At 64.1% G+C, this 12,814-nt stretch carries 11 protein-coding genes; 3 read left to right on the plus strand and 8 right to left on the minus strand.

What is annotated here, in order from left to right:
- On the minus strand, positions 1-775 hold a 775-nt coding region (locus tag AC3A3W_RS00360), incomplete at its 3' end, for a type III polyketide synthase (RefSeq protein ID WP_487439912.1).
- Between the two features lie 396 nt (positions 776-1,171).
- On the opposite strand from AC3A3W_RS00360, the gene AC3A3W_RS00365 reads away from it, so the two are divergent.
- The 3 genes from AC3A3W_RS00365 to AC3A3W_RS00375 are packed head-to-tail and all read left to right on the plus strand — an operon-like array spanning position 1,172 to position 4,114.
- Positions 1,172-2,278: a tyrosine-type recombinase/integrase gene (locus AC3A3W_RS00365; protein ID WP_487439913.1), complete on the plus strand. Its 1,107-nt coding sequence runs from the start codon at positions 1,172-1,174 to the stop codon at positions 2,276-2,278.
- Entirely contained in the window at positions 2,275-2,613 is a 339-nt protein-coding gene (locus AC3A3W_RS00370; RefSeq protein ID WP_487439914.1) for a helix-turn-helix domain-containing protein, read from the plus strand. The genes AC3A3W_RS00365 and AC3A3W_RS00370 overlap by 4 nt, the downstream gene beginning before the upstream one ends.
- Complete coding sequence (locus AC3A3W_RS00375) at positions 2,603-4,114, plus strand: recombinase XerD (RefSeq protein ID WP_487439915.1); 1,512 nt, start codon at positions 2,603-2,605, stop codon at positions 4,112-4,114. The genes AC3A3W_RS00370 and AC3A3W_RS00375 overlap by 11 nt, the downstream gene beginning before the upstream one ends.
- 120 nt (positions 4,115-4,234) lie before the next feature.
- Here AC3A3W_RS00375 and AC3A3W_RS00380 read toward each other — a convergent pair whose 3' ends face one another.
- The 7 genes from AC3A3W_RS00380 to AC3A3W_RS00410 form a co-directional block, all read right to left on the minus strand.
- Complete coding sequence (locus AC3A3W_RS00380) at positions 4,235-4,573, minus strand: hypothetical protein (protein WP_487439916.1); 339 nt, start codon at positions 4,571-4,573, stop codon at positions 4,235-4,237.
- Positions 4,574-5,067: 494 nt separating this feature from the next.
- Entirely contained in the window at positions 5,068-6,870 is a 1,803-nt protein-coding gene (locus AC3A3W_RS00385; RefSeq protein WP_487439917.1) for an FAD-dependent oxidoreductase, read from the minus strand.
- Positions 6,871-6,892: 22 nt separating this feature from the next.
- Entirely contained in the window at positions 6,893-7,729 is an 837-nt protein-coding gene (locus AC3A3W_RS00390) for an aldo/keto reductase (protein WP_487439918.1), read from the minus strand.
- Complete coding sequence (locus tag AC3A3W_RS00395) at positions 7,726-8,583, minus strand: sugar phosphate isomerase/epimerase family protein (RefSeq protein ID WP_487439919.1); 858 nt, start codon at positions 8,581-8,583, stop codon at positions 7,726-7,728. Before AC3A3W_RS00395 ends, AC3A3W_RS00390 begins: the two co-directional genes overlap by 4 nt.
- Entirely contained in the window at positions 8,580-10,703 is a 2,124-nt protein-coding gene (locus tag AC3A3W_RS00400; protein WP_487439920.1) for an FAD-dependent oxidoreductase, read from the minus strand. The genes AC3A3W_RS00395 and AC3A3W_RS00400 overlap by 4 nt, the downstream gene beginning before the upstream one ends.
- A gap of 3 nt (positions 10,704-10,706) precedes the next feature.
- On the minus strand, positions 10,707-11,861 hold the full coding sequence (locus AC3A3W_RS00405; protein WP_487439921.1) for a Gfo/Idh/MocA family protein: 1,155 nt from the start codon (positions 11,859-11,861) through the stop codon (positions 10,707-10,709).
- 72 nt (positions 11,862-11,933) lie between these two features.
- The coding region (locus AC3A3W_RS00410; protein WP_487439922.1) for an MFS transporter at positions 11,934-12,814 on the minus strand (881 nt) is incomplete at its 5' end.

The following is a 12,814-nucleotide window of genomic DNA, read 5'->3' on the forward strand; positions in this document are numbered from 1 at the left end:
TGCCCAGCACCATTTCGAACCCCTCGTCGCCGATATTCCATGCCATGGAATCCTCGCCCACCGGGGTCAGGACGGTTTCGAAGTGGTCCAGCTGCAGGAGCGTCTCTGATTCGGGTGCTTCGCGTGCGGTCACGACGGCGGCGGCGGCGCCGTCTGCGAAGAGGGCCGAGCCCATGATGGTGTCTGGATCGTTGGAGGTGCGGACGTGCAGCGAGCAGAGCTCCGCGCACACGACGAGGACCACCGCGTCGGGGTCCGACTCGCAGAAGGACTTCGCTGCCCGGAGCGCGGGGAACGCCGCGTAGCATCCCATGAATCCCAGGTGGTAGCGCTGTACCGCCGGGTTGAGCCCCAGCGCCCGGACGATTTTGTAGTCAGGGCCCGGGTTGAAAAACCCGGTGCAGGAGACCGTGATGAGATGAGTTATGTCAAGTGGATCGATGCCCGCACAGTTGGCGACGGCGGAGGTGGCGGCGTCAATGAAGAGCTTCGTGGCTTCCCGGGCGAACAGATCGTTGCGTTCCTTCGTGCTGGGGCTCCGCAGCAGGCCTGTGGCCGGATCGAAGAATTTTGGGTCGTCGGAGCGTGAATCCAGCGTCAGTTCCTGGACCGCCGTGTAGCGGGTGTCTATGGCGGCCGAGTCGAAGCAAGTGGCAACGAGCCGGGATCCGAGCCTTGTAAGCCCGGGCTGGGCCGCGAACACGTCCCGCGCCTCAGTCTGGATGAGCTTCGTCGGCGGAACAGCTGTCTCGAGGGCTCGCACGTAGACCGTCATGGGTTTCATTCTTAACGAGAAGGTCAGATAAGACAATGGATTGGACTGCTGATCGCTGCTGCATTTCGGGACAGATTGAGGTTGCCACACGGCCCCTCTCCGGACACCCGCCATAACGCCGATAATGCACATTATGTAAAGTAGTACTCTGCGTATCTCATCAGATGAATCATTCAGGCCCTCTTCCGCGGAGTTGTGCACCACGTGTCTGATGGGCTCTTATGGCGCGGCATTCAAGGGTTTTCGCCGAGGCCGATCGATGCCGGCAGCCATAGCGCGGCGCTCCGCGCCAACGAGCCAGGCGACAGAAAAGAGGCCCTCTGACCTGCAGATTTGTTGTTATGATGCATCTAATGAATCATTGATTCAGATTTTGAAGCGGGTTCGGGAGGCAAAATGACAGTCGATGGATCAGGCCGGGTCCGGCTTCTGGGCTCGGTCCAGCTGCTCCATCCCGAGCAGCAGACCTTCGACGACATGCTCGATGGCTGGCGCAACCAGCAGTTATCGCGCAACCTGAAGTTCGACACGATTGACCAGCGCATCAGGTATGTCCGCAGGTTCGTGGACCATGTGAATGAATTTCCGTGGCATTGGACGCCCGCCCATGTCGAGGAGTATTTCGGGGACCTGCGCTCGATCCGGCACTTGAGCCACTCGACGCTGCGCGCCCACCAGTCCGCGCTGCGCCACTTCACCTCCTACGTGGCCAACCCCGACTACGGCTGGGACCGGGTCTGCGAGCAGCGCTTCGGCACGCATCCGGCCCAGGTCTTCTACGAGTGGAACACCTCCACGCACGTGCAGGAATTCGAAGGCCGCCCCTCCAAACGTCCCTTCACCCGGGAAGAGCTACAGCGGATCTTCGACCACGCCGACGACGAGGTCGAACTCATCGAGGCCTCGGGCAAGAAGGGCTGGCAGGCAGCCTACCGCGACGCTGTGATGCTCAAGGTCGCCTATTCCTACGGGCTGCGGTTCAACGAGCTGCGGCATCTGCAGACCGTCGACTTCGCAACCAACCCGCACGCGCGCAAGTTCGGGAAATACGGTGTCTGCAAGGTCCGGTTCGGCAAATCCCGCAGGGCATCACCGCCCAAGCCCCGCAGCGTCCTGACGGTCTTCGACTGGACCGCCGGCGTCCTTGAGGACTGGCTCGCCAACGGCCGCGGAACCCTTCACACCCTGGACCTCTTTCCCAGCGAACGCGGCGGACTCATCGTCGAATCCACCCTCCTGCGGCGCCTCCGGCGTTATCTCGATGAGCTGGGAATACTTTCGGATGGGCTGGACCTGCACTCCCTGCGGCGCTCCTACGCCACACACCTACTGGAAGCCGGATGGGATCCTAGATTCGTGCAATACCAAATGGGCCACGAGTACGCGTCAACCACCGGAATCTACCAATTCGTCAGCGACGACTTCCGCAACGCCACCCTGCGGGCGTCCCTGGACCGCACGATGGACCAGGCCCTGGGCAAACAGTCGGGAGGCCGGCGATGAAGCGCAAAGTCGAATACACGTGGCGGCTCTCCGAGCTGATGGCGGCCCGGGGGCTTCACAACACGACCGATCTCATCCCGCTGCTGGCCGAGCGCGGAATCATCCTGTCCCGGCCACAGGTCTACCGGATAGTCAACCAGAAACCCGAACGGGTCGCACTGCAGGTCATCGCGGCGATCTGCGACATCTTCTCCTGCGGCCCGGAAGACCTCATCACCGTCACCGCCGCCGATGTCCGGGCGCGCAAGACGGGAACCGCCAATTCCCCCAACGTGGTGGACCTCAACCGCACCGTCCGCCCGCGCCGCGCCCGCATCATCGAAGATGACCACTGACCTCCCGGAAGGGCTCACGCCGCGGAACACCGTCCGCGGGCGGCCCCGCACGACCGGCTCCGTCCACTGCGCCCGGTGCGGCCGCAACGCCGGCAGGACCAGGGCAACCTGGCCGGAAGGCAAGATCTGCGGTCCCTGCTTCACCGTGGCGACCCGCACCCACGGCACCTGCCCCGACTGCAGGCAGCACAGACTGCTCCCCGGACCGCCCACGCAAGAGGGAGGACCCCGTTGCGCTCCATGCGCCGGCATCCTTCATGACTTCCACTGCGCCTGCTGCAGCCACGAAGGTGAGTTCTACCGCCGCGGCATCTGCGCCCGCTGCGCACTCAGGGACGACCTCACCGCCCTGCTGCTTACGAATCTAGCCGATCCGACAACGGCAAACCGCATTGTCGATGTCCTCTGCCAAGCTGACCGGCCGGAAAGCATCATCACGTGGAAACGCTCGGCCAAGGTCCAGACACTCCTGACGGCCGTTGCGAGCGGGCAGACTCCCCTGACCCACGAAGACCTCGACAGTCACCGGGAAACGGCGGGACGGGCGGCCGACCACCTCCGGGCAATACTCGTTCATCACGGGCTCCTCCCCTATCAGGACCCCTATCTGACCCGCTTCGAAACCTGGATCGACGACAAGCTCCGCCCCCTGCCCGCCGAAGTGGCCAAACCCGTCGAGCACTTCGCCAAATGGCACCACCTCCGCCGCATCCGCGCCATGGCAACCCCAGACAAAACGGCCCAACGTCCAGTGCACTCCGCCAAGCAAGAGATCACCGAGACCATCAAGTTCCTCAACTGGCTCTGGCAAACCCACAACCGCACCGCCGCCACCTGCACCCAGCAGGACGTGGACACCTGGCTCACGACCGGGCCGACCACCAGGAAAGCCATCCGGACCTTCTTCGTCTTCGCTAAGAAGACCGGAGCGAACATGCGCGTCGAAATCGGCCACTATGCCGCTAAAGACCGACCCGCCATCCCGCAGGAACAACGCCTTGCCTGGCTACGGGAACTGCTCACAGGCACCAGCGAATCCCTGCCCTACAGAGTCGCCGGAACACTGCTCCTCCTCTATGCCCAACCCCTTGTCCGGGTGGCAGGGCTCCGGACCGACGCAGTCGGGATCGACGACGCCACCGGCGCGATCAGGATCTCCTTCGGCACGCATCCAGTACCGGTACCAGAGCCCTTCGCGGAACTCCTCAGCCAGCACCTTCAGAACCGCCCCAACCTCAGAACAGCATCTGACACGGAAAGCCCCTGGCTCTTCCCCGGAACCCGAGCCGGCCAACACCTCCACCCAAACACCATCATGGACAGACTCCGAGGCCTCGGCCTTGAACTGCTCGGCGCACGAAACACCGCCCTGGACGAACACCTGGCCGCCACACCGCCACCACTGGTCGCGGACGCACTCGGCTACAGCTACCAGGTCGCGTTCCTCCACGCAGATGTTGCAGGGGAACCCTGGTCCAGATATGTCGACCGGCGGTCTTGACCCAGTGGGGTCCGGCTTCATTCGGAAACTAAGAACTCTCGCCCCATCCGTGCGTGGCAAGAAACGACCCGCCTTGATCGCGCCTTGGATGCGGCCTGACATTGTCTGGTTCTCCGGCGCCTATGACAGGTAATCTTCGATGGCAGCTAAAGCATCCAGACGCCATCGATCATCAATTTCATACAGGAGCCGCCGCAGTTCTGCGAGTGTTTCAAATGGTGCAGCCAGAAGGTCTACGGGAGGCGAAAGACCCACGAACTCAGCTTCATTGGAGTCCGGCACCAGCAACTTTGTCCGTTCCTCATAGAAGCGTAACTGGTCGTTGAACATGGCCTCAGCAACATCTTCCTGACCCCGGGACACCAACTGATTGAGACTCTGAAGGAAGACTTCCGACATCAGTTCGGTCGGTTCCGGCAACGCAACGGTGTGACACACGCCTTGGTCGTCAACCCACACATTTCCCCCTACTGCGGCCGTCGGTCGTGCCACTTCCTTGATAAAGGCTCATCAGCCAAGGAGATCAGAATACGCTCCAGCTTGATACGCAGGGGTGCCAGTAAAAGTTGATTCACGCTGATACGGCCCTTCCCCAAACCGTAGCTACTTGTCCCCTCGCCTCGCTTGCGGTAGCGCAAAACCCAGTAGACAGCTCCGACTGCGACGGGAAAAGGGATAACTGCAGCGAAGTGCCTGAGCAGAATTGTCGGAGCCACCAGCGCGCTGCCACCGAGCAGGACCGCAGACTGGGCATCCGATCCGGACTGAGCGGGCCCCGTCTCATGCCGGGGGCCCGGTGCAGGAGTTTTTAGGGGGAGGTTGGTCGCACGGAATCCCGGGACCTTCCCTGTCTACTCCCCCGGTCATGAGGGGCAGCGTCGAGTCTCAGCCATTTGCATCGCGAGCATTGGGGGCCGCGCCGACCTGACCCCCCGCCGCTGCGCTGCGGGTGCTCAGCTTGCTCCCGCATCTGAATATTCCGGGAAGGCCCCATCATCCTCATACGCCCTTACCCGGGCCAGATCACGGCCGGCGATATAACCAAAGGTGAGGGCAGGGCCCAGGTTGATGCCGCCAGCGGGGTAATGTCCGCCCATGACGCTGGAGTGATCGTTCCCTGCGACGTACAGCCCGGGAATGGGCACTCCGGCTTCGGACAGCACCCTGCCGCGCACGTCGGCGTCCAAACCGGCGAAGGTGCCGAAGCTGCCGGGCACCACCCGAACCGCGTAAAAGGGCCCCTTCTCGAGGGGGCCGAGAGACGGATTAGGTCTCTGGGCGGGATCGCCCCCGTAGCGGTTGAATGGGGTTCCGCCCCTCCCGAAATCGGGGTCAACTCCACGTCGCGCGTCGTCGTTGAAGCGTGCCACTGTTTCTAGCAGGCCTGCGGGATCAATGCCGCAGGCGAGGGCGAGTTCCTCGATCGTGTTGCCCTTCTTCAGGTATCCGGACCGGAGGTAGGGGAACAATGGAACGGGCAGCGGTTTTGCCATTCCGAGCGGAAATCTGCGGACAAATCTGCTGTCAGCGATTTGCCACGACTCGACTGTCTCGCCCTCCGGGGTGGCAGCGAGGAGCCCTTCGACGTAGTCGTAGTATCCGTTGGCTTCGTTGACGAACCGTTTCCCGTTCTTGCGGACTCCGATGCTGCCGGGTTTGGCGCGGTCCATGATGTGCGGAAAAACCCCGGTGCAGCCGTTGCGGTAGGTAACCAGGGAGACAGGGCACCAGGCAGCCGGAGACTTGATACCGGTTTTGAAGCGGGCCCCCACGGACTGTCCAAGGGTGATTCCGTCGCCGGAAGCTTCCTTGGGTGCGAGAGTCCAGTGTTCGCGTCCGGTGGGGGCTTTGGGAAAGAGTTCCTGGCGCCGCCGGATGTCATGGGGGAAGCCGCCGGTGGCGAGCACGACGCCGCGGGCGGCTTGGATGGCGAACTCACCTTCCGGTGAACTTACGACGGCGCCATTCACCCTTCCGCCGGTGTCGGTCAGTAGCGAGGTGACCGGGGTGGAGACTCGGATTTCAACTCCTAGATCGTCGGCCGACTTCATCAGCCGGCCGGTGAGAGCTGTTCCGTTGACGAGCTGCATATTCCGCTTGTGGGTTAGGAGGTCCAAAAGGTGGAGTCCGAAGCGCCATCCAGCGTGGAGGAGGCCTTTGGGGTTTCCGCGCGAGGCGGAGAGGAATTTGGCCAGGTCAGGTCCTGCCATTATTCCCATTCCCAGAAACGATGTTTCATAGAGCTGGTGGCGGGACTTGGCCCGGAGCTCGGGAGTTAGGTTCCGGGCATTGAAGGGCTTGGGGCCGACGGAACGATTGCCGGTTCCGGCGCCGGGCTGGTCGCCGTAGATGTCGTTAATTCTGGTCCCCGGCACGAACTGCAGCGACGTGTTGTTGTGGAAGAAGGCCACCATGTGCGGGACGGCCTCGAGGAAGGCGTCAACTTTTTCGGCCTGGTAGTCGGTGCCGAGGACGTGGCGCAGGTAGGTACGGAAAGTCTCCCTATCTTCGTTGACTCCTGCTGCCTTGGCGAAGGGGCTGCCGGGAGTCCATGCCCAGCCGCCGGACCAGGAAGTTGCCCCGCCGCAGACGGCCGCCTTTTCCACCACGATGACTTTAAGACCGTGGTAGGCGGCTGTTACGGCGGCGGACAGGCCGCCTGCACCCGAGCCAACCACCAGCACGTCGCAGTCGGTAACGCGTCTGCTGGCTTCCAGCGGGTTGTGGGCGGATGCGGGTCCTTCTGGGGTGTTCATGTCGTTCTCCATGCGTGTCATGTCAGTGGCCGTATTCGTCGGGGTTGAGGCGCGGAGGGCGGTTCAGGTCGAGGGAGTCAATGGCAGCCATCTGCGGCTCCGTCAGACAGAATCCGAAGACATCGAGATTCTGCTGCTGGCGTTTGTCGTCAGCAGACTTAGGGATCGCAACGCGGCCATGCTGGAGATGCCACCGCAGCACAACCTGACCAGGAGTTACTTGAAGCTCCGCCGCCGGGACCGTGATGGCCGGGGAGTCCATGAACCCGCCATTGCGGCCCAGCGGGCTATAGGCGGCGGTGACTATGCCATTCTGGCGGTGGAAGGCAAGCTGTTCCCGCTGGCCCGTTTCCGGGTCCAGCTGGATCTGGTTGAGAGCAGGGCTGAGCCCGGCCGCCTCCACCTGCCGCAGGTGTTCGGGGGTGAAGTTTGATACGCCCCATGAACGGATATTTCCTTCTTCGGCCAGTTCCTGCAGGCCTTCGCAGGCCTCCACGAACCTGCCTTGCCCGGGGTTTGGCCAATGCACCAGGAAAAGGTCGAGGTAATCCACGCCCAACCGGCCTGCCGCCGCGCCGAAAGCTGCCCGGACGCCGCTCCTGCTGTGTGAGTCCTTATTGAACTTGGTGGTCAGGAAGATCTCGTCACGGGCAGCACCGCTGCGGCGCAGGCCTTCCCCGACTGCGTCTTCATTGCCGTACTTCTCGGCAGTATCTAGGTGCCGGTACCCATGGCCGATTGCACGCGCCACGGCATCGGTGGCGTCCTCCCCCACCATTGGCCAGGTGCCTAACCCGATCAGTGGAACGTGGACGCCCGGGGCGATCTCCGCCGTCGCTCTCTGGGGCAGGCTGCTCATCGGGTTCCTGCCCTCTGCAGTCCGGCCGCCGACGCCAGGACACCGTCGACACCGGTCTTGAGCATTCGGGCCCAGCCCGCTTCACCGAGTTCTGTGACACGGCGCTCTGAGGGCGTCTCCACGCTGACGGGCAGATCTGCCGGAAAGGCCGCCGCCACCAGGGAGGCAAGATCGAACTCCCCTTCACCGGGAACCTGCCGTTCCGAGCGCGATTCAAGGATCAAGCCCGCGTGGCTGGCAGGGCTTGCAACGGGACCGTCGCACAGCTGTAGCAGCGGCACCAGCGAAGTGCACGCTTTCAACTCCTCCAGCGTGCCGCCGAAGCGGTGGAAGTGCAGCGAGTCCACCACGATCCCGATTCCTGCCTGCCCAGCGCGCTCGGCAGCGTCAGGGATTGAGCGGACCACCTGGTAGGAAATCGGCTCCAACGTTGGCAGTATTCCGAAGCCGCGGCCGTCCTGGCTCAGCTGCGCCAGCGTGTCTGCGAAACGGGAGGCGTCGGGGTCCGCACAGGCTACCGTCATGGTCCGGGCCCCCAGAGCCTGCCCGGCTTCCAGCATCTGCAGCCAGGCTGCCCGCTGGTCGGTTCCGTCCAGGAGCAGGAACTCTATATCCTCAACGGTCACTCCCGTGTCTTGCATTCGCACGATCGTTTCCTTCAGCATGGGCGAGCCGGGCTGCAGGTCGTAGGGCCGCTCCGTGGCCGTGACCGGACGGACGCGGGCGCCGATGAAGTCGAAGCCCGCTTCGGCGGCAATGCTCACGAGTTGCGGCGGGGCGGTGCCCACCAGCGAAAGCTGGGCGAGGCCGACGCGGCGCGTCGGGGTTTGCGAAGACGTTGCAGTAGTAGTCACGAGGTGGCTCCGTTCAGGGCAAAGCGGGCAGCCTCTGCGGGGGCGGGCGGGCCGGCAGGAAGTGTGACGGCAAGCGCGGCGGCCACCCGTTGTGCGGCGTCGTACCCGCTCTTCACGGCGTTGGAAACAATGGCTGGCGACTGGTCGACCATGGTGCCGGCGAGGGTGACAGGCACGCCCGCCGACGATGACAGGGCGGCGTCGCGTTCCTCGTGGGTGGGCGGTGCGGCCAGGGGCAGGACAGACCGGGAGATCAACAGCGGGCCCGGGGATTCCAGCCATTGGTCCTCCTGCATGGCCGAAGGGGCGACCGTGCCTTCGGCCAGTGCGGATGAACGTTGGTCAGGGGCCGTGACAGCTCGGATGCGCACCTGCTGGCCGTTGAATTCCTCGATGCTGCAGCCCAGGACCAGGCGAACATTCGGGTTGGAGGTCAGCCGGGGCACCGCCAGAATCTTTGCCCTCCGTCCGGATTCCGGCGCGATGGCCTCCTGAGGGCCTACCAGCAGCACTGCTGTGCCGCGGGAGGCCAGAGTGTCGGCTACGGACATGGCTACGGAATCTGCACCCCAAATCGTGAGTGCCTCCGGAACGTCTCCTCCCTGCAAAGCTTCGGGGTGTGCATCCAGCCAATCGCGGATGTCCATCACCTGCGGCAAGTCTGTCCCGATGAATGATGCCCCGGACCGGTCCCCTCCCGTGGCCAGGACCACCGCATCGGCGTGGTGTTCGCGCGCCAGGGCGCCGACGTCGGATGTGTCAGCCCGGACGCCGAGGTGCATTTCAATGCCCAGCCGGGCATTTTCGCCCGCGGACCAATCTGTAAAGCGGTGGAAGTCGGGCGTGGATCTCATCCGTTCGGCAACGGCAAACTGGCCGCCGGGGCGGGTGCCGGCGTCGAGCACTGACACGCGGGCGCCGGCTTGGGCGAGTTCTCGGGCGGCCGTAAGGCCCGCCGGACCGGCTCCGACCACCAGGACTCGGGAGCCCGCGCGCACCTTGGGCGTCGGCATCGGGACGCGCGAACGTCCCACGGCCGGGTTGACACTGCAGGTGACCTGGCCCAGGCCAAGGTTGTCGATGCAGACGTTGCAGGCGATGCAGGGGCGGTAGGGCTCATTCCGCAGGACACCGCCCACGAAGGCCGGATCTGCGTGGATTGCCCGGGCAAGGCTCACGAAGTCGCAGGTGCCCTCGCCCAGGACCTCCTCAATGATGGCCGGAGAGTTGAGACGCCCTGCCATCCCCAGCGGAAGACCGAAGCGCTTGTATTCCTTGGCGTACCGGGCCAGTACGCCGGGCTTCCACTCCCCCGACTGCACGATCCATTCGCCGGCTTCGTAGCTGCCGGCGGAGATGTCCAGGAAATCGAGTTTGTCCAGGTGTGCCTTGCCGATGATGTCCAGCTGGCCTGCCGCGGTGATGCCTTCAGCCGGGCCTTCCAGCACGGAGACGCGCATGCCCACGATGGTGTCCGGTACGGCTTGACGGACGGCGTCGATGACGAGGTTCATGAAGTATTCCGGATTGCCGAATTCGTCGGTTCGGTGGTTTGAGATGGGTGACATGAACTGGTGGATGAGGTAGCCATGGGCGCCATGGATGTTGATGACGTCGAACCCGGCGGCAACTGCCCGCCCGGCGGCTTGGGCGTAGGCCTCGACCAGCTCAAGGCAGCCTTCCCGTGTCAGTTCGTCCGGGATTTCCCCGCCCGCCACTTCGCATCCGACCGGTGAGGGTGCCACGTTCTTGAATCCGGACACTGCGGCCTGGGCTGTGCGGCCTCCGTGGTTAAGTTCAACGGCGGCCAGTGCGCCTTCGGCGTGCAGAGCGTCGGTGAGTGTCCGCAGGCCTGGAATCATGTCGTCGGTGTGGAGGCCCAGTTGGTGGGTCCGGCCCTTGCCGTCGGCCCGTACGAATGTTGCTTCGGTGGTGACCATTCCAAGCCCTGCACGGGCGCGGGTTACCAGGTAGTCGATGTACTGCTCGGTGATGAAGCCGGCGGAGGTGCCGTAGTTCCGCTCCATCGGTGCTGAAGCGAGCCGGTTCCGCAGGGTCTTGGGAGTGCGGCCGTTGCGGCCGAGGATCAATGGGCGGGCTGCATGGCGTTGTGCTGTCATGGTCTAGACCCCAGCCTCAGCCGGTACCCCGGCGGGGACAAGCGTGGGGATTCCAACCCGGGACTTGGCAAACCCGTCCACCGGAGCGAACCTGACAGGCTGGCCGGTCCTGGAAGATTCGTAGACTGCCAGCAGGATCCGCAGTGATTTCAGTGCGTCCCTTCCGGTGATCGCGGGTTCCTGGCCGCTTTCCAGGGCTTCAACGAAGTCGCGGACCTGGATGGTGTGGAACGGGATCAGCTGTCCGTTGATCATGGAGAGATCGACGTTGGCTTCAACGCCTTCGGGGTGGACGAGCTCCTCCTGGATCTTGCCGTCCGTAGCCCACAGGTCCAGACGGCCTTCGCTGCCCTCCGGAAATTCGGTCAGCGAGGCCGAGGCCCCGCTCTCCCCGGTGATCCGCAACTGGATGCCAAGGTTGGTGGTGAGAGCGGTTGTCGCCTCAACGGTGGCCATGGCACCTGAGGTGAAAGTGATAACGGCGGTGGCTGAGTCCTCCACCTCGATGTAGTCACCGTGCCGGTAGGTGTTGACGCGTCCAAAGACTTCGGCGACGTCGCCTAGGTACCACTGCAGCAGGTCGATCTGATGGACCGCCTGGGACATTAGTACCCCGCCGCCGTCGTTCTCCCAGGTACCGCGCCAGGCGTCCCGGTTGTAATAGTCCGGGGCCCGGTGCAGCATCACCGAGCACTGGGCCATGATGGGCCGGCCGAGGGTGCCGTCGTCGATCCCGGTCCGGATCTTTTGCGCCGCCGGCCAGAACCGGCGCTGGAAGAGCGCCCCGAACCGGACTCCGGCTTCCTCACACGCCGCCACCATGCACTCCGCAGCCTCCAACCTGGTGGCAATGGGCTTCTCGCACAGGACGTGGACGCCGGCTGCAGCCGCTTTCAGGACCACGGCTTCGTGGGTGGGGTGAGGCGTACACACGGAGATGATGTCCAGGTCCAGGTCCAGGAGTTCGTCGACGGTGGTTACCGCCGCCGGAATATCCCATGTCCGTGCAGTCGTGCGGGCCCGCCCCTCGTCTACGTCGCAGACGCCCACGATCCGGACGTTGTCCAGGGACTTGAACGCTTCCAGGTGGTTGCGGGAGATGGCGCCGCAACCGGCGATTCCAACGCGGAAGATGCGGGGGGCTGCTGAAGGGGTCATGGGATGGCCAACTTTCGGTGGTGCGTGATTTCTGGGATTTGCATGGGTCAGGCGCTTGGGTAGAGCGTTGGCTCAGCGGCGGGGCTGGCCAAGGTCCTCCAGCGGGACGTTGTACGTTTCGCGGGCGGTCATGATGGCGATCGACGAGGCCAGGAGGCAGAAGACGGTGAAGCCCGCTACCGGAATCCAGCCGCCGGGACCCGGCTGGGCGAGAAGGGTGGCGATGGCGGGCGTGAATCCGGCCAGGATCAGGCCTACTTGGCTGCCGATGGCCATGCCGGAGTAGCGGACTTCAGCCGGGAACATCTCCGGGAAGAACACGGTCCAGACACCGTTCCAGCAGGAGTAGAAGACGGACATGTTCAGGAAGCCGAAAAGGAAGATCAGCACCACATTCTGCTCGCTGATGGACCAGAAATACCCGAAGGAGGTGACGGCGCAGCCCGCGGCGCCCACGAGGAGGACCGTTTTGCGGCCGATCCGGTCGGAGATGATCCCGGCGAACGGGATGGTCACCATGGACAGGCCGATGGTCACGGCGTTGACGGTGAGCATCAGGGTCCGGTCCAGTCCCACAGCGGGGCCAGTGGCGTAGGCCAGTGCGTAGACGGTGAACGTGGTCTGCATGACGGAGAAGAGCATCACTACGGCGACGCGCAGGACGTCGCGCCACTGCGTCCTGAGGACTGCCGCGGCGGGGAGGGACCGGGGTTTGTCATGCTCCACGATTTCCTCGAAGACCGGCGGTTCTTCCAGCCGGGTGCGGATCCAGTACGCCACGGCCAGGACGAGGATTGACAGCCAGAACGGGACACGCCAGCCCCAGCTGAGCAGCTGCGCCTCGGGCAGGGCTGCCAGCGGGATGAACACCACCGTGGACAGAACCATGCCTGAGGCGTAGCCGGTCATCACGAAGCTGGTGAAGAACCCGCGGCGGCCTTCGGGCGAGTGTT

The sequence above is a fragment of the Arthrobacter sp. Soil_N43 genome, from assembly GCF_057655195.1.